A 22,883-nucleotide genomic window follows, 5' to 3' on the forward strand; every position below is an offset into this window, starting at 1 on the left:
AACCGTAAGAAGTGGAGGTTAAATAGTGAAAGCTTCAACATTACTATTTAAAATTGAAAGTAATATGGATCAATTTTCACCAGCTGAGAAGAAGGTTGCCATGTACATAATGGAGAATGCAGAGATTGTTCCGAACTTAACGACGAAAGAAGTGTCAACGAATGCAGGCGCAAGTGAGGCGAGTGTCGTTCGTTTTTGTAAGTCGATTGGGATTGGGAGCTTTAAAGCATTTAAGATAGCACTCGTTCGTGAATTAACGATTGCTGATTATAATATTAACGATTTTTCAGTGATGAATACAGAAGATGGACCGTACGATTTATTTAATAAAGTTACTTATGTGAATAAAGCTGCAATTGAGGCGAGCGTGACGGCGATAGATAAAAAAGAACTTGAAAAAGCTGCAGATCGTATTGTAAATGCCGATAAAATTATCTTTTATGGAGTAGGCGGATCAGCTACTCCGGCGATGGACGGAGCTTATAAATTTACAAGGCTCGGATTTACAGCGATGATGCTATCTGATTTTCATATGATGTTGCCACTTGTGACGAATTTAAAAGAAGGCGATATATTTGTTGCGATTTCAACATCTGGTCGAACGAAAGATGTGCTTGAAATGGCGCAGTATGCAAAGAGACAAGGTGCAACTGTTATTGGAATTACGAAACTAGATCAATCATCCCCCCTATATAAAGAAGCGGATATTCGCCTTTGTATGCCAGATGTAGAACAAGATCATCGTATTGCGAGTATTGCTTCGAGAATGACGCAACTGAATATGATCGATGCTTTATATGTGATTACTTTCAATCGAATTGGTAATCAAGTATTGGATCAATTTATGGAGACACGAGAAGAAGCGTTGCGGTTACGGAAGTTAAAGTAGAAGAAAAGATGAGGAGACTCATCTTTTTTTATCTCGCTATTTGCCGTGCAGTAAGACCCTCACTTCAAAATTCAGCGGAAGCAAAGAAAGTTAGGTGAGGATCAACTGCCCGTTAATGCCCGATTGGTGCGGGCTAATAATCAGTGGGGATGAACAAAACCCCACTGATTAAAGTTTCACTTTATGATCTTTGACAAAAATATGTCATGTTGTGAAATTTTATTTCATAAAATAAGAAAGAGTTATTGATTTTTAGTTTCTTAAAGTTATAATAAAAGTGTGAAATATAATTTCAAAGAGGGTGGCAATATGTTAGAAAATTTATCGACAGAACATCGTAATGAGAAAACAATGAATTTGGATGAGATGAGCATAAAAGAAGTGTTGCAAAGTATGAATGAAGAAGATCGAACTGTTGCGTTAGCAGTTGAAAAAGAGATAGAACAAATTGAAAAGGTTGTACAGACTGTTATTAAATCTTTTGAAGAAGAGGGACGTTTAATTTACATTGGTGCTGGTACGAGTGGTCGTTTAGGTATTCTAGATGCAGTGGAATGTCCGCCGACATTTGGCACGGATGATAAAATGGTGCAAGGATTTATAGCAGGTGGATTGAAAGCGTTTACTAAAGCGGTGGAAGGTGCCGAAGATCGCGAAGAGTTAGCAGAAGAAGATTTAAAAAGTATTGGATTAAATGAGAAAGATACAGTGATTGGAATTGCTGCAAGTGGCAGAACTCCTTACGTAATTGGCGGCTTGAAATACGCACAGAGTGTAGGAGCGAGTACAGCGAGTATTTCTTGTAATAAAAATGCTGAAATAAGTAAATATGCAAAGTTAAATGTGGAAGTAGAGACAGGTGCAGAAATATTAACAGGATCAACGCGTTTAAAAGCTGGTACAGCACAAAAATTAGTGTTGAATATGATTTCAACAGCTTCGATGATTGGTGTAGGAAAAGTATATAAAAACTTAATGGTAGATGTTCAATCCACAAATGAAAAGTTAGTAGAACGGTCAAAACGAATTATTGTGGAAGCAACAGGCACTAGTTATGAAGTAGCGGCAGAGTATTATGAAAAGGCAGAACGTAACGTAAAAGCTGCCATTGTTATGGTGTTGTTGCAGTGCGAATATGGGGAAGCACTGGAGAAACTAAAATGCGCAAAAGGGTTTGTGAAGAAAGCACTATAAAATAATAGGGAGGGGGATTCTATTATGAAGAAAGAAGAGAGAATGGCCAAGGAAATTTCGGAGCAACTTGGAGGAATAAAAAATATTCGTAGTATTGCTCATTGTATGACGAGACTACGATTAACGCTTCATGATGAAAGTAAAGTAAATATGGACCTTTTAAAAAAAGTTGAAGGCGTTATGGGTGTTATAGAAGATGAGACGCTTCAAGTTGTCGTTGGTCCAGGAACAGTAAATAAAGTAGCAGCTGAAATGGAAGGCTTAACAGGACTACGAATTGGTGAGATAGCAGATCATCACCTTGAAGATATTGGGCAAGAGATGAAATCAGAGATTAAGAAGAAAAATAATACACCGGTGAAAAACTTTTTACGAAAAATAGGAAGTATTTTCATTCCGTTAATTCCAGGACTTGTTGCGTCAGGAATTATAAACGGGGTTGCTAACTTTGCGAAAAACGCTGGTGCTGATCCAAATGCAACGTGGTTACAAATGTTACTACTCATTGGCGGCGGTATCTTTACATTCTTAGGAATTTTAGTTGGTTGGAATACAGCGAAAGAGTTCGGCGGGACACCGGTTCTTGGGGCAATTGCTGGTATTTTAATTTTCAATCCGGCGATGGCAAACGTAAAATTGTTTGGTGAAGCATTAGTGCCCGGACGGGGCGGATTATTCGCAGTTATTTTTGCAGCATGGCTTATGGTTGTAGTGGAAAGACAAGTTCGAAAAGCAGTGCCGAATGCAGTTGATATTATCGTGACACCACTCATTACTGTATTAGTTGTAAGTATTGTAACAATGTTAGCCATTCAGCCATTAGCAGGTTTCTTATCAGATGGTATTACGAGCGGAATTAATGCGATTTTAAATATTGGCGGAGCATTTGCTGGCGCAGTACTTGCGGGAACATTTTTACCTCTCGTTATGGTCGGATTGCATCACGGTTTAACACCAATTCATATGGAATTTATTAATCAAACACACGTAACACCTTTATTACCAGTACTCGCAATGGCTGGTGCTGGCCAAGTGGGCGCAGCAATTGCGATTTATGTGAAAACAAAAAACAAACGACTTCGAAATGTAATTAAAGGTGGATTGCCAGTTGGCTTTTTAGGAATTGGTGAGCCGCTATTATACGGGGTTACATTACCACTTGGGAAACCGTTTATTACTGCTTGTTTAGGAGCGGCTGTCGGTGGTGCATTCCAAGCAGTTATGCAAACGGCTTCACTTGGAATTGGCGTATCAGGGCTATCTTTAATTCCGTTAATTGCTGACAATAAATATTTACTATATTTCTTAGGTTTAGTAATTGCATATGCTTTCGGATTTATCTTTACGTACTTCTTCGGATTTAAAGAAGAAATGGCAGAAAACATATAGAGAAAGGGATTCCTTTCTCTTTTTCTATTAATAGAAAGGGAGATTTATATGATCGGAGTTTCCATTTATCTTTCAAAAGAACGAGTAGAGAAACAAGAAGAGTGGCTAAAAGTAGCGAAGGAAAATGGGTTTACATCTATTTTTACATCACTGCACATTCCAGAAGATGATCCAAATACGTATAAAGAGTTAATTCAAATATTAGGGAAACAAGCTTTTGCACATGAAATGGAGCTAATGGTTGATGTTTCTCCAAAATCGTTACACCATTTAGGGCTAACATATGAAAATGTGGAAGAGCTATTGGACTGGGGTATTACCGGTTTAAGAATGGATTACGGCATTGCGCCAAAAGAAATTGCAAGCGTATCTCATAAGATGAAAGTAGCTTTAAATGCGAGTACGATTACAAAGTCATTTTGGAAAGAATTACTTACAGAACATATAAGAGTAGAGAATGTAGAAGCATGGCACAATTTTTACCCACGTCCAGAGACAGGACTAGCAAAGTCCTTTTTACAAAAACAAAATCAATATTTACAGAAGTGCGGAATAAAGACGATGGCATTTATTCCAGGAGATGCGGAAAAACGTGGTCCGTTATATGAAGGGTTACCAACGTTAGAAAAACATCGCAATATGCGCCCGCTTGAAGCGTACTTAGAACTTGTACAAGATTGTGGTGTTGATAAAGTATTGATTGGAGATATAAGCGCAAGTTTAGAAAGTATGCAAGAAGTAGCTAGTGCAAGTAGAGGGATTATTCCATTGCATTACAAATCATTTATAACTGATAAAGAAGTATTAAAAGTGGTAGAGCAAGTGCATACAAATAGACTAGATCCGTCTCGTGATGTTATTCGATCTGTAGAATCAAGGGAAGGAAATAGAGTGGTGATAAAGCCGATGCATACAATTGTAAGAAAGAAAGGGAGCATTACAATTGATAATGAATTGTACGGTAGATATGCAGGGGAGATGCAAGTTGCCACATATGATTTACCTGTAGATGAGAAAGTGAATGTTGTTGGAATGGTTGTGGAAGAGGACGTTTCTTTGCTGCCTTATATTGGCGCTGGAAAAATGTTTCAACTTTTTCTATGCGATAGAATAAAAGCTTGAATTAGCGCTATTTTGTAAGAAAACATTATCCGTAAAACGGATAATGTTTTTTGTTTTATTTAAAAAAGTATTTGACGAATGAAATAAAATACCGTATTGTTTTGACTTGTAAATAAAAGTTCACCATAACAAAACAAAAAGGAGAGTTCAAAATGAATCAATATATTGGGAATTTAATTATTCGTATCGTGTTAGGAGTTACGTTCTTTGCACATGGTTTAGCAAAGTTTCAATCAGGTATCGATAATGTAGCAGGGTGGTTTACAAGCATCGGTTTACCAGGTGGCCTTGCATACGGCGTAGCAACAGTTGAATTAGTTGGTGGTATATTATTAATTATCGGTTTAGGTGTACGATATGTAGGATTGTTATTCGCTCTTATTTTAGCTGGAGCTATCGTAAAGGTAAATGGAGCAGCAGGTTTATTAGGAGATGGAAAGAATCCAGGATATGAATTAGATCTTGCATTATTATCAATGGGTGCGTATTTATTCGTAGTAAAAGCAGAAGGATATGTAGATCGTTTCTTAAAAGAGAAAGTAATGAAAACGAAGTAAATTTTATTTATAAATGTTGACTTGAAGAATAATTGTAACTATAATGATTACAGCTAATAGATTAAGAGTAAAACAATTTAAATGTTTTTTTACACAAGATGTAACTGTTGTGGTTACGTCTTGTGTAAAAATAAATAAACGGGAGGAAGTAATATGCCTAAATCAAATTTAGAAATTATTAAAAGCACGTATGAAGGATCAGCTTCTTCGAATGCAAAGCATTTAGCAGAAGCCCTCTCTGAAAAAGTGGAATGGACAGAGGCAGAAGGTTTTCCGTACGGCGGAACATATAAAGGCATAGAAGCTATAATGGAAAATGTATTTAGCCGTTTAGGATCAGAATGGGATGATTATAAAGCAAGTGTAAATACATATCATGAAGTAAACGGAAAAGATGTAATTATTGCTGAAGGTATGTATTCTGGAGTTTATAAAGAAACAGGAAAATCATTTGAAGCAGAATTTGTTCATGTATGGCAACTTGAGAACGGAAAAATCGTGAAGTTTAAGCAATATGTAGATAGTCATATTGTTAGGGAAGCGATGAAGAGATAATGCTTTTTAAATGGATCGTAGGTATATGCATTACAATTATAGTAATTTTCTCGTCTATAGTTGGCGGAAAGAAATTGCTTGCATATGTGGAAAAAGAAAATAAAAATATTCAAACCGAGCGAGCGGCAAACGAAAAAGAGAAAAAAGCTGCAGAAGAAGCTCCGCAAATTAGTGAAGGTGAAATTATTTCTACTATGCATAAAATGGTGCACCAAAAGGTAAAATCCTCTGAAAAATGGGGATTTGTAGAGATGACAAAAAAGGAAATTTCTAATGTAAAAAGAGATATTGAAAATAGTACAGGTTTTCAATATAAAATGAAGTTATTTTCTATTATAAATAGGTGGGAAAAAGGAGATTTTTCTCAAACTGTTGAGGAGCATAACTTTTTATGGAGCCTTCAAGGTGGAGATACTGGCAAGGCGACGGAACGTTTATCGCCAGAAGAGGAAAAGCAGTATATAAGAGAAATGAAGAGTAAATAAAAACATCGCCAACCTAGATGACGATGTTTTTTCATTAAGAATGTTTTCGTATTAAAGGTCTAGTTGGCTGAACGGCAACAGTTTTGAAATGAGAAAATAAATAACATCCTGTTACAACGACAACTGTCCCTAAAATTTGTATCCACGTTAATTCTTCTCCGAGAAATATGAATGCTAAAATGGCTGTGAAAATTGGATTGAAGTTTAGAAAAATACCTGATGTAGTTGCGCCTAATTTTTGTACGCCAATATTCCAAAATACCATACAAAGAACTGTCGAAATAAGCCCAGTATATAAAAGTGATGTGATGAAAGAAGTATTTATATTTGAAACAGTGAAGCTACCTATGTTAAACGGTAGTAATAAAATAACGCCGAAAATACCAGAGTACAACGTTGCCATAAGTGGTGTAGTTGTTTTTGTTGCCCATTTACTACAAACAGAATAGATTCCCCAAATACAAACTGCTGCAATCATCCATAAATCACCGCTATTAAAATGTAGTGAAAATAAAAGCGAGAAATCACCTTTTAATAGGACGAGGATGACCCCGAAGAATGAAAGAATCATGGATAGGATTTGAAGTGTATTTACTTTTTCTTTTAGAAATAATACTGAAAATAATGCGATTGAAATTGCATTCAATGTAGAAATAAGCCCTACATTCGTAGCGGATGTTTTTTCTAATGCTAAAAATTGAAAGATGTTAAAAAGAGCGACTCCTGAAATTCCCATTAATATTAACGGAATTATTGCGGTACGTGGTGGAAGGATTTTCTTTTCTTTAAGCCATACCATTGGTAATAAACAAACAATCGCAATCAGCCACCTTAAACTTGTCAGTGTCATCGGTGATGCATGATCGACGAGTGATTTTCCAACGACGAAATTTCCTCCCCATAATAAGCTCGTTAGTAATAGTAAAAAGACGTAAAAATAAGGCATGATAAAATCCCCTTTTTTGTAATCAATACGAATTGTAAATAATTTTAGCATTTTTCTTTATTGTGTAATATATTATTTTGTATAATGGTGAAAACTCGATAAAATCTTTAGTTTAAAATGATATTTACAGAAAGATATTCAGTTTTATATAAATTATAAGTTGTTTTTTCGAATAATCATCGGTAAGAAAAAAGGAGGAATTGTAATGGAGTCGTCTGTTATTAAAGTGTTGGATGATTTGGATGTACAAATTTTAGATATATTGCAGAAGGATTCACAAGTAAGTAATGCAGAGCTGGCACGTCGCGTTAATTTATCACCGGCTGCGATGCATGCAAGAATAAAAAGGTTAGATGGGGAAGGTTTCATCGATAAGCAAGTTGCGATTTTAAATCAAGAAAAGCTTGGGTTTGATTTATTATGCTTTATTTTTATGAGTACGAATATTCATCAATTTGACAAGTTAGAAGTGTTGGAGAAAGAATTAGAATCGATGCCGGAAGTGTTAGAATGTCACTGTTTAACAGGAGAGTACGATTATTTATTAAAGGTTGCAAATCGTGATCGTAAAGAACTAGAGCAGTTTATTAGAAAGCTGAATAAGCTTGGTATTACACGTATACAGACGAGTTTGGCACTTCGTGAAATTAAATATTCAACAGTATTACCGATACGAGATGAGGAACCGAGCATCGATTAGATTGCTTGGTTTTTTGTTTGTATAAAGTGATTGACGAGGAGAAAAGAGAGCTGTATTATTATATAAAATTATGAATTAAAATTCATTTAAAGTTATAAATATTAATATTGAGGGGCAAGGGGATGTAATATGAAAATCTGTAATGCGGTAACCAGTGATGTGAAAGAAATTTATAGTCTTATTGAGGTTTATGCAAAAGAGGGAGTTGTTTTACCACGTTCTCTTTTGTCTCTTTATCAATATTTGCAATGTTTATATGTTATGAAAGAAGACGAGAGAATTGTTGGAGTTGCTGGATTGCATGTGTTAGGAGAAGATCTTGCAGAAATACGATCGTTAGTAGTTTCGCATACATATGCAGGGAAAGGGATAGGACGTATGCTCGTAAATCATGTAATGGAGGAAGCTACGAAAATAAATGTAAGAAGAGTAATTTCCTTAACATATGAAACAGTATTTTTTCAAAAGTGTGGATTTGATTTTATAAATAAAGAAGCGTTGCCAGAGAAAGTATGGATTGATTGTAGACATTGTCCAAAGATGGATTATTGTGATGAAGTGGCGATGGTTCGGTATGTTGGATAAAAAATTTATAGAGAAAAAGTTCCCACTATTATTTACATATATAGTGGGAACATGTATTTACATAAGAAATGGACAGGTTATTAAGAATTTGAATTCGTTTGTCTTACGGCAAAATTATAAAGTGGATCTTTAAGTTCATAGTTATACGTTAAACCGTCGATAATTCCTACAACTTTATCATTATCATAAAGGTCGAGCATAAATTTTGCCATTTGTTTTGCAGTGTGGAATTTCGGTACAACATTATCGTATTCGAACTCATCAATACCAAATGAACGTTTTGCAAATTCTGTTTCAGTTGCCCCAGGTGCTAAAACCTTTGCTTGCAGTTTTGCGCCTTGTTCTTTCAGTTCGTGAGACAGCCCTTCTGTAAAGGCACTTACATAAAATTTTGTAGCGCAATACGTAACAGCATCAGCAACAATCGTGTATCCGCCGCCCGATGAAACGTTAATAAGCTGTGTTCCGTCAACCATTGAATAATCTCGAACGAAAAGAGAAGAGAGTATTGTTAGTGCTTCTATATTGACATGCAACATCGTCTCGATTTTATTTAAATTTTGTTCGGCAATTGAGGCGAAATTACCAAAACCTGCGTTATTAATCCACGTTTCAATTTGAAAAGCTTGTAGGCTTTCATAAAGTTTATAAACATCTTCAGTAACAGATAAATCAGTGCGTCGAATGACAACATCTAACTCTGGATGCATTTCGTTAATTTTCAATTTTAATCCATCTAATTCTTCTTGTCTTCGAGCTACAAGTACTAAATTTTTCCCGCGAGATGCAAATGCTAAAGCTGCTTCATAACCAATTCCGGAACTTGCACCAGTAATAACAGTGTATTTCATATAAAATCCCCCTAAATTCAAATTTATTTATGGTTAGATTGTATTTGTTAGAGTATACTCTAAGTCAAATGTTTTTTATAAATTTGATACGTTCATAAAATATATAAGGATAAGCATGTGGAGGGAGTTTAGTATGTATACAATTAGTGAGGTAGCAAAATTATTAGGATTGAGCACACATACACTACGTTATTATGAAAAGGAAAATATATTGATTGCAAATCGTGATACAAATGGAAATCGACTTTACGAAGAGTCACATATAAAGTGGTTGCAGTTTGTAATGAAATTAAAACAAACGCAAATGCCAATAGCGAAAATAAGAGAATACGCTAGATTATATACAGAAGGAGCGCATACAACAGAAGCTCGTTTACAGCTCCTAGAAGATCATAGGAAATCTATTCAGATTCAAAGAGAAAACTTAGAGGTTACAGAGAAGATGCTTGAGAATAAAATTATTGCATACAAGGCCTCTTTGGAAAATAAATAGAAAACAAAATCCGCTCCTTAGTTATAGGATAAACATGGATTTGATCTCATAGTGTGTTGGCAAATAAAAAAGAGCAGCTAGCAAAAGCTAACTGCTCCATTCAAGGGATCTCTCCAAGGGGGAGTGGAGAAAATATTATGTTACTAGCAGTATTGACAGATTATTGAGAAATATACAAATCGGATGAAAGAAATTTTAAATAAACTTTCGGCATTGACAATTTTTAAAAGGTTCATGTACAATACATATGAATGACATTCAGTCATTTTTTATGTGACAGGATGCATTTAGCTTAGAAATGGAACAAATACAATGGTAAATGAGGATGATAGTTGTTTTTATATAGTATTGATGAAAGAGTATATTTTTTTAAAACAAAAATGACTGATAGTCAGTCATAAGAGGTGAGAGGTATGAAAAATAGAGCTTGGTTATATGTCATATTAACATGTATCTTTGAAATTTTTTGGGTGTTTGGTTTTAATACGGCTAATACTTGGTGGCATTGGATTATTATTTTAGGAGTTATCGCTGTTGATTTTCACTTCCTTTCTAAAGCGTGTGAACATCTTGCAACAGGAACTGTATATGCTATTTTCGCTGGAGCTGGTACGGTAGGTACTTTCTTAATGGATGTATTTCTTTTCGGTGGAAGTTTCAGCGCAGGCAAACTATTCTTCATTCTTATGGTAGTAGCCGGCGTTATCGGTTTAAAGTTAGCTGACAATAAAGAAGAAACTGTGGAAGGAGCTGCTTAAAAAATGGGTTGGTTTTTCGTATGTTGTGCTGCAATTAGTGAAATAGTCGGTGTGATAGGACTTAAAATGTATAGTAAAGATAAGACATTAGCCAATGGTGCGATTTATATCGGTGGGTTTGCTACATCCTTCGCATTTTTGTATACTTCCTTCTTATTTTTACAAGTAAGTGTCGCGTATGCGGTTTGGATTGGTATCGGAACAGCAGGTGCAGTTTTGTTAAACATGTTCTTGTTTGGTGAGTCGAAAAGTAAAGCGCGTATCATTAGTGTGTTTCTTATTGTATGTGGAGTGACAGGATTAAAGGCACTTTCTTAAAGATATATTGTATTTTTATCTCCTAATTGTTTATTAGGAGATTTTATTATAAAAAAATGATTTCCTCTTAGAGTTCACTATCATTGACAGTACAATCGATTATCTTATAAAATGAGTGACAGTCATTCAATATGCGTGTGAAAGGGTTTAGATGATGAATAAAAAAGAGAAAATTGTCTATGCAGCTATTGAAGTGTTTCAGGAAAAGGGCGTCGAAAAAACGAAGATTTCTGATATCGTGAAATTAGCTGGCATTGCGCAAGGAACTTTCTATTTATATTTTCCTTCTAAGTTATCTGTTATGCCTGCAATAGCAGAAGTGATGGTTGAAAAGATGATACTTGCAGTGAAAGAAAAAGTGCAAAACGATGCGCCTTTCTCAAGTAAAGTGACGCAAGTAATAGATGCGGTGTTTCACTTTATAGCTGAATATCGTGAAATACAGGCTTTAATGTATGCTGGTCTTGCATCTACAGAACATATAAAAGAATGGGAAGCTGTGTATGAGCCCCTTTATATGTGGCTAAGTGAATTTTTAAATGAGGCAAAAGAAGCTGGTGAAATTCGTGATTCGGTTCACGCAGAGCGAACAGCGAAGTTATTTATCGCTCTAGTTGAATCAGCAGCGGAACAAGTGTATTTATATGATCATAAAGATGATGAGCAAGTCGATTTGCAAAAGGCAGAAGTACTAGATTTTTTAACACATGCACTACATATAAAGAAATAGTGAGATGAACCTGTCTGAAAAGGTAGGTTCATTTTTGAGGAAAACTGAATGATAGTCATTCATCTAATGCGTATGTATGTGTGGAAGGATAGTGTGAAATTCTAACAAGTAGGGGGGCATCTCTACTCATGACTAGCCCACAAATAGAAGGATAAAGAAAAAGCTTCTTGGGCATTATTTTTTGAGAGGAACTTACGGGAAGAGGTGTTAAAAAGTGAAGAAACCGATAAAAGAACAAAAGATGGTATTGGTCATTCTTTTGAGTAATATATTTATCGCTTTTCTAGGGATTGGATTAATCATTCCGGTTATGCCGTCCTTTATGAATGATATGCATTTAACAGGGAAGACGATGGGATATCTCGTTGCAGTGTTTGCAATGGCACAGCTCATTACTTCACCTATTACAGGCCGGTGGGTTGATCTTTACGGTAGAAAGAAAATGATAATCATTGGATTATTTATTTTTGGTGTTTCAGAGCTTCTTTTTGGATTAGGAAAAGATGTATGGATGCTTTATGTAGCAAGGGTATTAGGCGGAATTAGTGCTGCTTTTATTATGCCTGGTGTTACGGCGTATGTTGCGGATATTACATCTATTCAGGAACGTCCAAAGGCGATGGGATACTTATCTGCGGCTATTAGTACTGGATTCATTATAGGTCCTGGAATCGGCGGATTTATTGCAGAATACGGTATACGTGTGCCGTTTTTCGTTGCAGCAGTAATTGCTTTTATAGCATGTGTGATTTCGATCTTTATTTTAAAAGAACCGTTAACGAAAGAAGAACTTGCAGAGATTTCTTCTAATACGAAGGAATCAAGTTTTATTGGTGATTTAAAGAAATCATTACATCCAATGTATGCAATTGCATTTATTATCGTATTTGTACTCGCATTCGGATTATCAGCGTATGAAACAGTGTTTAGCTTGTTCTCTGATCATAAATTTGGCTTCTCGCCGAAAGATATCGCAGCAATTATTACAATTAGTTCAATCTTTGGGGTAGTTGTGCAAGTATTTATGTTTGGCAAATTGGTAGACATGTTCGGTGAGAAAGTGTTAATTCAAATATGTTTAATTGTAGGTGCAGTATTAGCATTCGTCTCAACTGTAGTCTTTAATTATTGGATTGTACTTCTCGTTACTTGCTTCATTTTCTTAGCATTTGATTTACTTCGTCCAGCTTTAACGACATTTTTATCAAAAGCAGCCGGAAAAGAGCAAGGATTCGTCGCTGGTATGAACTCGACTTATACGAGTTTAGGAAATATCGCAGGACCAGCGATGGGCGGAATATTATTTGATATGAATATTCATTATCCATATGCATTTTCAGGCGTTGTTTTAATAGTTGGTCTCGGCATTACATTTATGTGGAGAGAGAAACAGTTGGCTGAAAGTTTTGCGAAGTAATAAAACCCCTTACGACGGTAAGGGGTTTTTGTTTTATCCTGATTAAAGTTTCATTTTATAAACTTAACCCAAACCGTTTTAATTCAATAAAAATCCCCTCTAATTGCTTTCCTTTATCCGTTAATGTGTACTCTACACGAGGCGGAACTTCTGGATATACTTTTCTCGTTATAATGCCTTGAGACTCTAATTCTTTTAGTCGAAGCGATAATGTTTTTGGACTAATACCATCCATTGATTTTTGTAAATCACTAAAGCGTAATGTTCCTTCGATAAGAAGATCACGAATGATTAAAAACGTCCATTTTGTACTAATTACATCAAGCGTTTTAGCGATAGGACAAGGTATGCCCGGTAAACCTTTCGTTAATTCAACTGGATTTATATCGTTCATGGAACTAGCCTCCATAAAATTTTTTTTGGATGAATTTGCTTTATAGTATCACAAAACTATACTTTTGGTAACTATATGAAAAAAATATCACTACTTCCATAAAGGAAGTTAGTGCGTATACAATAGCAATACGAAACAAAAAGGATTTATATAAGGAGGTGGTGATTTCCATGGGGATAAAAAAGTTATTTGGATTTCTTAGTTTGTTTGTTATTTGTATTGTGCTTGTAGCATGTGGTGTGGAACAAAAAACTGAAGTTCAGTTATTAAAAGAAATGCCAAAGCCAAAAGCAATGACAATTGATCCCTCACTAAGTAAAAAAGAAGCGACAGAAATGGTTCATGCGGCGCAGCGTTTTTATGCATTTTGGGATACAGGTAAGGAGGAACTTATTCCGCAGACTGTTACTAAAGATTTCTTCGATAATACATTGCCGAAAGGGCGACCACAAGGCATTGAAGGATTAAAGTTTGCAGCGCAAAATTTTCGTAAAGTTGTGCCTGATATACATTGTGAGATTGAAGACTTATTAGTTGTTGGTGATAAAGTAACAGCCCGTCTTTCTTTTACAGGAACGCATAATGGTAAGAAAATTAATTTTTTTGCAATTGATATTTTACATGTGAAAGACGGAAAGATAACAGAAGATTGGCATTTAGAAGATAATCTTACACTACAGCAGCAACTCGGCTTAATAGCTGAAGAGTAGATCATATAGGGGAGAGGAAAGCGATGAAAAATATATTTATTATAAATGGACATGAAAAATACGGTACAAAGGAAGGACGATTAAATAAAACGTTAGTAGATTATATGGTTACTGTATTAGGCGAGAATCATCATGTGAAAACAACAACGATTCAAGATGGTTACAATATTAAAGAAGAACAAGATAAGTTTTTATGGGCCGATGTTGTGATTTATCAAACGCCAATTTACTGGTTTAGTGTACCAGGCTTATTTAAAACGTATATGGATGAAGTATATGAATACGGTTTGTTCTTTAAAGGTGCAGATGAATATGGAACAGGTGGTTTATTAAAAGAGAAAGAGTATATGTTCTCTACAACTTGGAATGCACCTAAAAAAGCATTTGGAGATAAGACGAAGTTCTTTGAAGGAGAAAGTTTAGAATCAGCGCTTAGTCATTTACACCGCGTGCAGAAGTTTCTCGGTATGAGTCCGTTAAAGAGTTTTGCTTGTTATGATGTGGTGAAGAATCCGGATATAGAGAAGTATTTAGGGAAATTGAAAGATCACTTAGATGGAGTAATTAAATAATAGTATGTGAAGAAGGTACTACTAAGGATGTAGTACCTTCTCTTTCACGAAATACGTTTAAAATCTTTACTTATACAGGACTGCTTTAGTTTTTTTGATTTGATTAAATGTTTCATATCAGAGATGTTATCGTATGAAAGCTGAGTATGATAATAGTTAATGTACTCAAGTAATGCAAACATATAAATAAATAGAGTAAATGATAGCCCGCCTAAAGGTAAGTAGGGATACCAAATTACAAAATCAATAGTAAACGTAATAAATCCCGTGATAATGAATGCTATATTTATCTTTTTAAGTATTTTTAAATATTGAATCATCCTAATGGGCGTAACAGATGTTTTCTCTTTTTTTAGTCGTTTCCACTTTACGTACCAGTAAATTACTCCTTGTAATAAGATAAACTCTAAAAGAAGAAATGAGATCCAAAAAGAATATAGGGAATATAAATGTAAAGTAGGATAAACATAATTAAGTAAGTAACTTGTGAAAATAAAAGTAATGACTGAAAATAATTCACCTGTGTATAGATAGGAAAGTCTTTTTTCTAGGGTGCGTTTCATGGTTTCTCTCCTTTTATAATGACTCATATTTTAAGACATGGATGGCTGTATCCATAACTTTGCAAAATTTGCCCAACCGAATGAATCAATTGTTACGTTTTTTAAAGAAGAAGGGTATGTTTTTCTTTTTAGAACGTGATAGTTAAATAAAATGATGTGTTCTGCTTGTAAAAATTCTTCAATCTCATACATGAGTTCATAGCGCTTTTCTTTATTTTCTTCTAGTAAAAATGTATCTAGTAAACAGTTAATTTGTTTTTCGTAGTGCGGGTCCATAAACCGATTTACGAAGCAACTTTTATTTTTAAATACATTTAAGAATGCAATTTCATGATTGGCAGCAAATACTTCTCCCATGAAAATAATATCAGCATGTTTATCAATAGAGCGATTCATATAATCTGAAACGGGAAATGGGTGAAGCTCTACTTGTATACCTAAACTTGCACATCGTTCTTTTAAGAAATATGCATCATTTGCACTATCTTTAAATGCGAAGAAGTAAATATGTATCGTTTCTCCATTATATGTACTCTTTTTCAAATACTCTTTTGCCTTTTCTAAAGAGTAGGATCTTCTTGTTGCAAGGCGGCTTCTATCAGGGAAAAAGCTTGATGCAGCAATTGTCCGTCTACCCTCTATGTTACGAAGTATCATTTCAACATCATATAGTTCTCTCCAAGCTTTTCGAAAGTAAATGTCGTGATGAGGACCAGGTTTTTTAAAGTTGAAGCTAGCATAAATACAACCTATTTCTTCTATTTGTATATCATGCCTTTCATTTTCCTCTTCGTTTGGTAGTTCATAATCAGCATCTATTTGCACATGGTCAGGAATACCCCAAAATTCAATACGGTCTAATAACGCGCGCTCTTTAAAATAATGGGTGAACGCTTCGAGTATGATATTATCTTCAGAGTAATGAGCAAGTTTGAAAGGTCCAGTACCTATATAATGATGATTTTGAATACTCGTATCACGCGGTAAAATTGCGAGCTGCATTGAACTTACATAGTGTAAGAAAAATAAATTTGGTTTTGCTAAATGGAATCGAATTTGCAGTGGTGATGGTGTTTCAATTTCAACAATTTCTTCTGTTAACCATTCGAAAGGGGATTGAACTTGCTTTAGTCTTTCAAATGAAAACTGTACATCTTTAGAAGTTAAAATTGATTCATTGTGAAAATATATATCTTTTCGTAAATAAAAGGTCCACGTAAGTCCATCTTCACTTAATTCCCATGTATGCGCAATGTGAGGCTCCATTTTTTCAGTAACATCGTTATAGACAACTAACGTATCAAAAATTTGACTCGTAAGATGACTCTCTGTAGTTACAGCCACAAAAGCCGGATCTAATGGGAATATCTTTCTCGATATAGGAATCTTTAATACGTCGTACATATCATTTGAAGGTTCGTATCCAAAATGATGATGTAGTTTATTTTCTATCTTTTTTTGAAGTGCAAGGGGTAGGGGTTCTTTTAAAAGAAGAAAGATATCTTTTAATTTTTCTTGTGCTAACAGTTCATCTGTATAGGACTCAATCGCTTCTACGAAATTATGTATAAATAGAATTTCCGTTTTATTTCCGCGGCCTCGCCCTGGAGTCCAGCTAATTAATTGCTCCTCGCTCATTTTCTTTAATAAAATCTTTACGTTTTTCGTACTGCAATATAAAACATCCGCTAATTCTTGTAAGCTATTTCGCATATGTTGTTGATCTTGTGCATGTAGTCTTAGTCTAATGTAATAGTCCATAATTTTCATATATACACTTCCTTCTATCATAAAAGGGGAAACTCTTTAGAATATTCTAACCTTTTTCTTCCTTTTTTTCAAAGTAAAATAAGTAAGCATAAGGAGGGGAAACAATGGGATTTTGGAGTATGCATCGAAATATAAAAATTAGAATTATAACATCGTTTTTAACACGTACTGTGTCCACGATGATTTTTCCATTTATGGCGATTTATTTTTCCGTAAAGTTAGGTAGCGCGATTGCTGGTGCGTTACTACTTATTAATGTCATAGCTTCATTAGTAATTGGTTTATACGGTGGATATGTTGGAGACCGGCTTGGGCGTAAAAAGGTTATGATTATCGGTCAAAGTATACAAGTCATTTCCATTGCTTGTATGGGAGTTGCGAATTCGGATTACGTTGACTCACCGTGGTTAACATTTGTGTTTATGTTAGTGAATAGTTTAGGATCGGGACTTATGAATCCTGCGACAGAAGCGATGTTAATTGATGTGAGTACACCTGAAAATCGAAAAGTGATGTACAGCATTAATTACTGGGCTATTAATTTATCGATTGCGATTGGAGCGATATTTGGAGGATTACTATTTGAAAACTATAGACTACAATTGTTTATCGTATTAACGCTTGTTGCTATTATGACTTTATATGTGATGGCTGTGTATATGGAAGAAGTGTATGTAGCACGAAAAACGATGGAGAAGAAAAATGTATTAAAAGATATGGCAGATAGTTATAAAGTCGTGATGAAAGATAAAGCATTTTTAATTTTTTGTGCAGCGAGTATATGTACATTATCGTTAGAGTTTCAAATTAATAATTATTTAGGGGTACGTTTGCAGAAGGAATTTGAAACGGTTCACTTTTTATTCGGGAATGGTTTTACGTTTGATTTAACAGGGATTCGCATGTTGAGCTGGATTTCTGCAGAGAATACAATTTTAGTTGTGTTATGTTCAGCACTTCTTATTAAAATGCTGAAAAGCTTCAACGATTTGAAAATCTTATATGTAGGCTTATTTATTTACACGATTGGATTTACAATACTCGGAACGAGCAATAGCTTATGGATTTTATTAATTGCAGGGCTTTTCCAAACGGCAGGCGAGATGATGTATGTGCCAGTGCGTCAATCTATTATGGCAGATATGGTGCCAAATGAGGCAAGAGGTTCTTATATGGCGATTAACGGAATGGTCTTTCAAGTGGCAAAAATGAACGGGGCATTAGGTGTTATGCTAGGTTCATTTATTGCATCTTGGGGTATGAGTGCTCTGTACTTTATCGTTGGTATGAGCAGTATTTTATTATTTATGAAGGCGATAGGGAAAGAGCAGTATGAGGATGAGAGAAATGTTTCTCAAATTGGATGAAACTATATAAAAGCGAACCAGTTATACTGGGACTCGCTTTTTATATAATTTTTAGAACGGATCAACTTCAGCTAAATTTGGAGTAGTACTAGGCTGTAGTAAAAGATTTTTTAATGTGCCTACTTCAGAAAGCGCTACTAATATGTAGCCACTAATCAGTACAATAAGCCCAATGATGCGTAACGTTTGTAAGCTCACTTCATTATTATTCGTTTCCGTTGGATTTGGGGGCGTTGAAGGTGGATTGTTATTCATAAATAAGGCTCCCATCTTTTGAATTTATATATGTGCGAAATCATTATTTAACTTATGGATAGGAATTATATAGTCATTTTCACTATATGAGAACTGCCTATGAAAAGTGATAAGGAATTTTTGGGCGAGAAAAGAGGGGAATCCAAAAGATTATTAAAACTGAACTTTTGGATTCCCCTCTTTTTATTTATCTTGCTATTTGTGGTGGTCGGTTTTCCTGTAAACGACCAGTTGGTGAGGGCTAATTAATTATTTTCATGTAAATACAAGGAGGTTAGTTAATCAAAGTAGTTATCCTAATATACGCAACGATTCTTCAATAAACGCTGGGATGTCCTCTGGCTGTCTACTTGTTACTAGCTGATTTTGACATACGACAACCTCTTTGTCATGAAAGTTCCCGCCGGCATTTTTTAAATCGACTTCAATAGATTTATATCCAGTTACATCGCGTCCTTCAAGTGTTTGTGCAGTGATGAGTAGCTGAGGTCCGTGACAAATAGCGAAAACAGGTTTTTCCGCATCCATAAATGCTTTACTAAAGCGAACAAAACGTTCATCGGCACGAAGTATATCTGGAGAAAATCCACCCGGTATGAAGAGGGCATCAAAGTTCTCTGGAGAAACATCATCAATACTTTTATCAATCACGACTTCACTTTTCCCTTGCTTACCGTGTACCGTTTTCCCTTTTTCCATTTCAATAGTTGTGAATTCATATCCCTTTTGTTTAAAAGCTTCTACTGGCTCTGTGTATTCTGTATCCTCGAAATAATCCGTTATTAAAATAGCAATTTTTTTACTCATTCTAATCCGCTCCTTATATTATATTATCGGCTCCAGAATCTTCCTTGGGCAATGCCTTCTATAAATGATTCAATTGAAGTATTTGTTAAGTTGTAAACTCCTGCTCCATCCAGTTTAATCTTACTATGGTCCAAAGCATGAGGATTACTAAGGACATGAGCTATCGGTTTAAAATGTTTAAAAGTAGTTTCTGCAAATTCTAAAACAGGGGGTTGAATGACAGACTCACTACTAAACACTAATACTGCATCAAAAAGGGAGGAGTCTGTTGTTGTATAAGTGTCAGTTACTTTAATGGAATCATTGAACTGATAAATTTTATTATCTATGATACTATAGTTAATTCGGTGTTGTACAAAAGCTTGAATCCATTCGGACAGAAGTGAGACGCTTGGGTCACCATTTAATAGAATTGCAACATTTTTGGAATCAGATTTAAAAATAGTATTGGACATACTTAGTGCAGGTGATTTTGCATCTGAATTTACTTCGTGATTTTCCTTAGGTAAAGGAGCTCCAATAATGTTAGCGACTTCTTGTGCTAATTGACGATCGACGTGGTTTAAGAGAGCAATTACATTTGCCTTCACCATGTCTGATTTACACTTCCCAACTTCAAAGCAAAAAGCTTCTTTTATGTGCTGCTTTTCAATAGGGCTCATACTATTGTAGAAAAGTTTAGCCTGAGAATAAAAGTTAAGAAAGCTTTTACTGCGACCTCTAATTTTATGCCCATCAATCTTTTCTTGATAATGTTCATATCCTCCTTGTTCGGCTTGGACGGTTGCAGGTTGATTGTTATTTAATCCATTAGGATGATAGCTTGTTTGACCGCGATGAATCTGCATTTGATGCATACCATCACGTTGATTATTATGAAAAGGACATACAGGCTGATTAATAGGAATTTGATGGAAATTAGGGCCCCCTAAACGAGATAATTGTGTATCTGTATAGGAGAATAATCTTCCTTGCAGAAGAGGGTCATTTGAAAAATCAATACCTGGTACGACATGACCAGGGTGAAAAGCTACCTGCTCTGTTTCAGCAAAGAAGTTATCAACATTTTTGTTCAGTGTCATTTTACCAACTAATTTTACGGGAACTTCTTCTTCTGGCCATAATTTCGTTGGATCTAAAATATCAAAATCAAATTTATGTTCATCTTCTTCTGGAATTAGCTGTAATCCAAGCTCCCATTCAGGATAATCCCCTTTTTCAATTGCTTCGTATAAATCTTGACGATGAAAATCAGGATTTTTCCCGGCAATCTTTTGAGCTTCATCCCATACTAATGAATGAACCCCGAGGGTAGGTTTCCAGTGAAACTTTACGAAATGGGCTTTTCCTTCTGCGTTAATGAGTCGAAATGTGTGAACTCCAAAACCTTCCATCATTCGTAAACTACGCGGAATAGCTCGGTCGCTCATTTGCCACATGACCATATGAGTGGACTCAGGATTATGCGCAACAAAGTCCCAAAAGGTATCATGAGCGCTAGCTCCTTGAGGAATATCATTATGTGGTTCTGGTTTAACTGCATGGACAAAATCAGGAAATTTAATAGCATCTTGGATAAAGAATACTGGCATATTATTACCCACTAAATCATAGTTTCCTTCATCTGTATAAAATTTTGTGGCGAATCCGCGTACATCTCTTACTGTGTCGTTGGATCCTTTAGAACCTTGAACGGTTGAGAACCGTACAAATACAGGTGTTTTCTTTGAAGGATTAGTAAGAAAATCTGCTTTCGTATATGTTTCTAAAGATTCATAAAGCTGAAAATAACCATGAGCGCCAACCCCGCGTGCATGAACAATCCTTTCGGGAATTCGTTCGTGATCAAAATGGGTCATTTTCTCACGAAAGTGAAAATCCTCCATTAAGGTTGGGCCTCTTAAGCCCATCTTTAAAGAAAATTCATCTTCAGCTATTTTTACCCCTTGATTTGTTGTTAAAGCATGTTTGCATTGATTGTCAGTAACGTGATGCTTCAATTGTTCCGTTTTTTTATTCACAATATAGGCCCCTCCTTTACTCTGTTAATTAATAGATACCCTTTTTATTAGGTCGTAAACATGTATTATCGTTTTTGTATGTAAAATCATAAAATATCGGTTGTTTCAGTGATTCTTGTTTGAGGAAGCAAAATAAAAAAGCCAAGGAGAAAATTTATTTTCTCCTTGGCTTTTAAGATAATTCTTTTCGTTAAAATGCGGAAATTCTTTGCTTCGTTTTTGGTACAATAATAAATTTGATCCAGAGTAACCCGACAATCATAATGATAAGGCTATGTAAAAATTGACCTGTAGCAATGAGTATAACACTCGAAAATACAATGAGTTGAATACTTAGCAATATAAAGATTAAGCTAAGAAATTGCTTCATCCTTTCTTCAGTATGGGTTGGATATAATGCTACAATAATATTTCCCGAAAAATATTTCCATAGTGAACGAAGCTGCATAGAGATCATATATAAAACGATGTAAGCGATAGCGCCTTTTACGTATATATTTGGTATGAAATATAAGGCGAAAGCACCGATCAATCCTAAGCGAATATATATACCGAAATAATCATTTCCACGTAAAAATGCTAGTGTATGTAAGTAGAAGAAAGTTGCTCGTTTTTTATGTAATAAAGGTTCAATCCAATTTGTAAGCCATTTTCTTTTATTTACTTGTTTATTCAGTTGCGGAACATCTGTGAAAATGCTAGCAAATTGATAAAAACGAACGTTCATTTTTTCTTCTTGCTCAATTATGTAATCCCACGGTATTCGTTTTGTAGGCTGTTTTTTCGTATATAGAAGTAGGAAAGCAAGTAGTAAGAGTAGTCCGCCCAATATGAGAACATTTGCGGAATAAAACAGCATGTAAATGATTAGGGCGTTACAAGTAATACGAATGATCAGCCATATATTTTTTTCGTGACTATCACGCCACATCCAATGTATGTACATGTTCCAGGCTTTCGTAATCATTAACACGATAAAGATTGTACATAAAAAAGGTACAGTTAATTGTAATGATTGCATAGCAAGTGGAACGAGAATAAGGAACGTAAATAACAATGGGAAAAGCTGAATGATGTAATTGTATAGAAGAGATTTTTTGAAATAAGATGTTAATTTCTCTTCTAGTGCTAGTAAATAGACAGCATCAGGTTTTTGAATAAATGTACGGATAGGGCATCTCGTTATAAGGAATGTAAGTACAATCGTTATAATTATTAAAGATATTCCTTTAGAAGGAGATGCTTTTAGAAACTGAGCATAATAATATGCGCCAACGCATGAAATAAAGATAAAGCTATATAGTAAACCGTTAATCATACGTGCAAAGTATGTAATGATATTTTGAATATGTTGTTGGAAGCGACTGCTCCATAGCGATTCGATTGACATGTTTTTCACCTCTTTGTTCTATTATATATGTTTTACAAAAGAAAA

Annotated in this window: 27 protein-coding genes; 18 read left to right on the forward strand and 9 right to left on the reverse strand. The window is 35.0% G+C overall.

The genetic code is table 11. The annotated features are described in order from the left end of the window. Positions 1–25 precede the first annotated feature (25 nt). The 7 genes from BHV55_RS04340 to BHV55_RS04370 all read left to right on the forward strand — a co-directional run bounded on the left by BHV55_RS04340 (position 26) and on the right by BHV55_RS04370 (position 6,191). On the forward strand, positions 26–889 hold the full coding sequence (locus BHV55_RS04340) for a MurR/RpiR family transcriptional regulator (protein ID WP_070757343.1): 864 nt from the start codon (positions 26–28) through the stop codon (positions 887–889). 309 nt (positions 890–1,198) lie between these two features. Next, the gene (gene murQ / locus BHV55_RS04345) at positions 1,199–2,083 is read left to right on the forward strand and encodes an N-acetylmuramic acid 6-phosphate etherase (RefSeq protein ID WP_053512556.1); all 885 of its coding nucleotides are present in this window, start codon (positions 1,199–1,201) and stop codon (positions 2,081–2,083) included. A gap of 24 nt (positions 2,084–2,107) precedes the next feature. Beyond that, positions 2,108–3,472 carry a PTS transporter subunit EIIC gene (locus BHV55_RS04350; protein WP_000711291.1) on the forward strand — a complete coding sequence of 455 codons (1,365 nt, stop codon included), beginning with the start codon at positions 2,108–2,110 and terminating at the stop codon, positions 3,470–3,472. Positions 3,473–3,520: 48 nt separating this feature from the next. Continuing rightward, positions 3,521–4,594: a DUF871 domain-containing protein gene (locus tag BHV55_RS04355; protein ID WP_070757341.1), complete on the forward strand. Its 1,074-nt coding sequence runs from the start codon at positions 3,521–3,523 to the stop codon at positions 4,592–4,594. Between the two features lie 152 nt (positions 4,595–4,746). Further along, entirely contained in the window at positions 4,747–5,151 is a 405-nt protein-coding gene (locus tag BHV55_RS04360; protein ID WP_001077751.1) for a DoxX family protein, read from the forward strand. A gap of 153 nt (positions 5,152–5,304) precedes the next feature. Further along, complete coding sequence (locus tag BHV55_RS04365; protein ID WP_001126688.1) at positions 5,305–5,706, forward strand: nuclear transport factor 2 family protein; 402 nt, start codon at positions 5,305–5,307, stop codon at positions 5,704–5,706. Further along, entirely contained in the window at positions 5,706–6,191 is a 486-nt protein-coding gene (locus tag BHV55_RS04370) for a PRK06770 family protein (RefSeq protein WP_000897980.1), read from the forward strand. Before BHV55_RS04365 ends, BHV55_RS04370 begins: the two co-directional genes overlap by 1 nt. Before the next feature lie 34 nt (positions 6,192–6,225). Here BHV55_RS04370 and BHV55_RS04375 read toward each other — a convergent pair whose 3' ends face one another. Beyond that, positions 6,226–7,137, reverse strand: coding sequence for a DMT family transporter (locus BHV55_RS04375; RefSeq protein ID WP_001146267.1), 912 nt, complete (start codon positions 7,135–7,137; stop codon positions 6,226–6,228). A gap of 205 nt (positions 7,138–7,342) precedes the next feature. Between BHV55_RS04375 and BHV55_RS04380 the strand changes: the two genes are divergently transcribed. After that, a complete protein-coding gene (locus BHV55_RS04380) occupies positions 7,343–7,837 on the forward strand; it encodes an Lrp/AsnC family transcriptional regulator (protein WP_000446088.1) in 495 nt (164 codons plus the stop codon). Positions 7,838–7,966: 129 nt separating this feature from the next. After that, positions 7,967–8,422 carry an N-acetyltransferase gene (locus tag BHV55_RS04385; protein WP_000686662.1) on the forward strand — a complete coding sequence of 152 codons (456 nt, stop codon included), beginning with the start codon at positions 7,967–7,969 and terminating at the stop codon, positions 8,420–8,422. Positions 8,423–8,502: 80 nt separating this feature from the next. Here the strand turns inward: BHV55_RS04385 and BHV55_RS04390 are convergent, their stop codons facing one another. Further along, the gene (locus BHV55_RS04390; protein WP_070757339.1) at positions 8,503–9,273 is read right to left on the reverse strand and encodes an SDR family NAD(P)-dependent oxidoreductase; all 771 of its coding nucleotides are present in this window, start codon (positions 9,271–9,273) and stop codon (positions 8,503–8,505) included. Between the two features lie 133 nt (positions 9,274–9,406). On the opposite strand from BHV55_RS04390, the gene BHV55_RS04395 reads away from it, so the two are divergent. The 5 genes from BHV55_RS04395 to BHV55_RS04415 all read left to right on the forward strand — a co-directional run bounded on the left by BHV55_RS04395 (position 9,407) and on the right by BHV55_RS04415 (position 12,989). Continuing rightward, on the forward strand, positions 9,407–9,766 hold the full coding sequence (locus BHV55_RS04395; protein ID WP_000288058.1) for a MerR family transcriptional regulator: 360 nt from the start codon (positions 9,407–9,409) through the stop codon (positions 9,764–9,766). A 413-nt stretch (positions 9,767–10,179) separates the two neighbouring features. After that, positions 10,180–10,524, forward strand: coding sequence for a DMT family transporter (locus BHV55_RS04400; protein WP_000796018.1), 345 nt, complete (start codon positions 10,180–10,182; stop codon positions 10,522–10,524). Between the two features lie 3 nt (positions 10,525–10,527). Next, positions 10,528–10,842 (forward strand): DMT family transporter, encoded by a 315-nt coding sequence (locus tag BHV55_RS04405; RefSeq protein WP_000539667.1) that lies wholly within the window; start codon positions 10,528–10,530, stop codon positions 10,840–10,842. Between the two features lie 151 nt (positions 10,843–10,993). Further along, the gene (locus BHV55_RS04410; RefSeq protein WP_001999151.1) at positions 10,994–11,572 is read left to right on the forward strand and encodes a TetR/AcrR family transcriptional regulator; all 579 of its coding nucleotides are present in this window, start codon (positions 10,994–10,996) and stop codon (positions 11,570–11,572) included. 214 nt (positions 11,573–11,786) lie between these two features. Continuing rightward, a complete protein-coding gene (locus BHV55_RS04415) occupies positions 11,787–12,989 on the forward strand; it encodes an MFS transporter (RefSeq protein ID WP_000742956.1) in 1,203 nt (400 codons plus the stop codon). Positions 12,990–13,044: 55 nt separating this feature from the next. Here BHV55_RS04415 and BHV55_RS04420 read toward each other — a convergent pair whose 3' ends face one another. After that, positions 13,045–13,383, reverse strand: a complete 339-nt coding sequence (locus BHV55_RS04420) for a winged helix-turn-helix transcriptional regulator (RefSeq protein ID WP_000997917.1) — start codon at positions 13,381–13,383, stop codon at positions 13,045–13,047. A gap of 170 nt (positions 13,384–13,553) precedes the next feature. On the opposite strand from BHV55_RS04420, the gene BHV55_RS04425 reads away from it, so the two are divergent. Beyond that, positions 13,554–14,093 (forward strand): ester cyclase, encoded by a 540-nt coding sequence (locus tag BHV55_RS04425; RefSeq protein ID WP_000511560.1) that lies wholly within the window; start codon positions 13,554–13,556, stop codon positions 14,091–14,093. Positions 14,094–14,116: 23 nt separating this feature from the next. Then, positions 14,117–14,665: an NAD(P)H-dependent oxidoreductase gene (locus tag BHV55_RS04430; RefSeq protein ID WP_000789184.1), complete on the forward strand. Its 549-nt coding sequence runs from the start codon at positions 14,117–14,119 to the stop codon at positions 14,663–14,665. Positions 14,666–14,709: 44 nt separating this feature from the next. On the opposite strand, the gene BHV55_RS04435 is transcribed toward BHV55_RS04430, so the two are convergent. Together BHV55_RS04435 and BHV55_RS04440 are read right to left on the reverse strand one after the other, a co-directional pair. Beyond that, positions 14,710–15,228 (reverse strand): hypothetical protein, encoded by a 519-nt coding sequence (locus BHV55_RS04435; RefSeq protein ID WP_000831578.1) that lies wholly within the window; start codon positions 15,226–15,228, stop codon positions 14,710–14,712. Between the two features lie 30 nt (positions 15,229–15,258). After that, positions 15,259–17,019 (reverse strand): SgrR family transcriptional regulator, encoded by a 1,761-nt coding sequence (locus tag BHV55_RS04440; RefSeq protein WP_139147412.1) that lies wholly within the window; start codon positions 17,017–17,019, stop codon positions 15,259–15,261. 83 nt (positions 17,020–17,102) lie between these two features. Between BHV55_RS04440 and BHV55_RS04445 the strand changes: the two genes are divergently transcribed. Further along, on the forward strand, positions 17,103–18,365 hold the full coding sequence (locus BHV55_RS04445) for an MDR family MFS transporter (RefSeq protein ID WP_070757338.1): 1,263 nt from the start codon (positions 17,103–17,105) through the stop codon (positions 18,363–18,365). Between the two features lie 51 nt (positions 18,366–18,416). Here the strand turns inward: BHV55_RS04445 and BHV55_RS04450 are convergent, their stop codons facing one another. Then, positions 18,417–18,620 (reverse strand): hypothetical protein, encoded by a 204-nt coding sequence (locus tag BHV55_RS04450; RefSeq protein WP_001063862.1) that lies wholly within the window; start codon positions 18,618–18,620, stop codon positions 18,417–18,419. A 99-nt stretch (positions 18,621–18,719) separates the two neighbouring features. Here BHV55_RS04450 and BHV55_RS04455 point away from each other — a divergent pair, with 99 nt between their 5' ends. After that, the gene (locus BHV55_RS04455) at positions 18,720–18,869 is read left to right on the forward strand and encodes a hypothetical protein (protein WP_168369332.1); all 150 of its coding nucleotides are present in this window, start codon (positions 18,720–18,722) and stop codon (positions 18,867–18,869) included. A gap of 42 nt (positions 18,870–18,911) precedes the next feature. On the opposite strand, the gene BHV55_RS04460 is transcribed toward BHV55_RS04455, so the two are convergent. From BHV55_RS04460 to BHV55_RS04470, 3 genes are all read right to left on the reverse strand, one after another. Further along, positions 18,912–19,427: a type 1 glutamine amidotransferase domain-containing protein gene (locus BHV55_RS04460; RefSeq protein ID WP_000037532.1), complete on the reverse strand. Its 516-nt coding sequence runs from the start codon at positions 19,425–19,427 to the stop codon at positions 18,912–18,914. Positions 19,428–19,450: 23 nt separating this feature from the next. After that, positions 19,451–21,448: a catalase gene (locus BHV55_RS04465; RefSeq protein WP_001036536.1), complete on the reverse strand. Its 1,998-nt coding sequence runs from the start codon at positions 21,446–21,448 to the stop codon at positions 19,451–19,453. Between the two features lie 190 nt (positions 21,449–21,638). Continuing rightward, positions 21,639–22,838 (reverse strand): ABC transporter permease, encoded by a 1,200-nt coding sequence (locus BHV55_RS04470; RefSeq protein ID WP_000021375.1) that lies wholly within the window; start codon positions 22,836–22,838, stop codon positions 21,639–21,641. Between the last annotated feature and the right edge of the window lie 45 nt (positions 22,839–22,883).

This window comes from Bacillus sp. RZ2MS9 (assembly GCF_001816185.2).
Taxonomy (GTDB): Bacteria; Bacillota; Bacilli; order Bacillales; family Bacillaceae_G; genus Bacillus_A; species Bacillus_A cereus.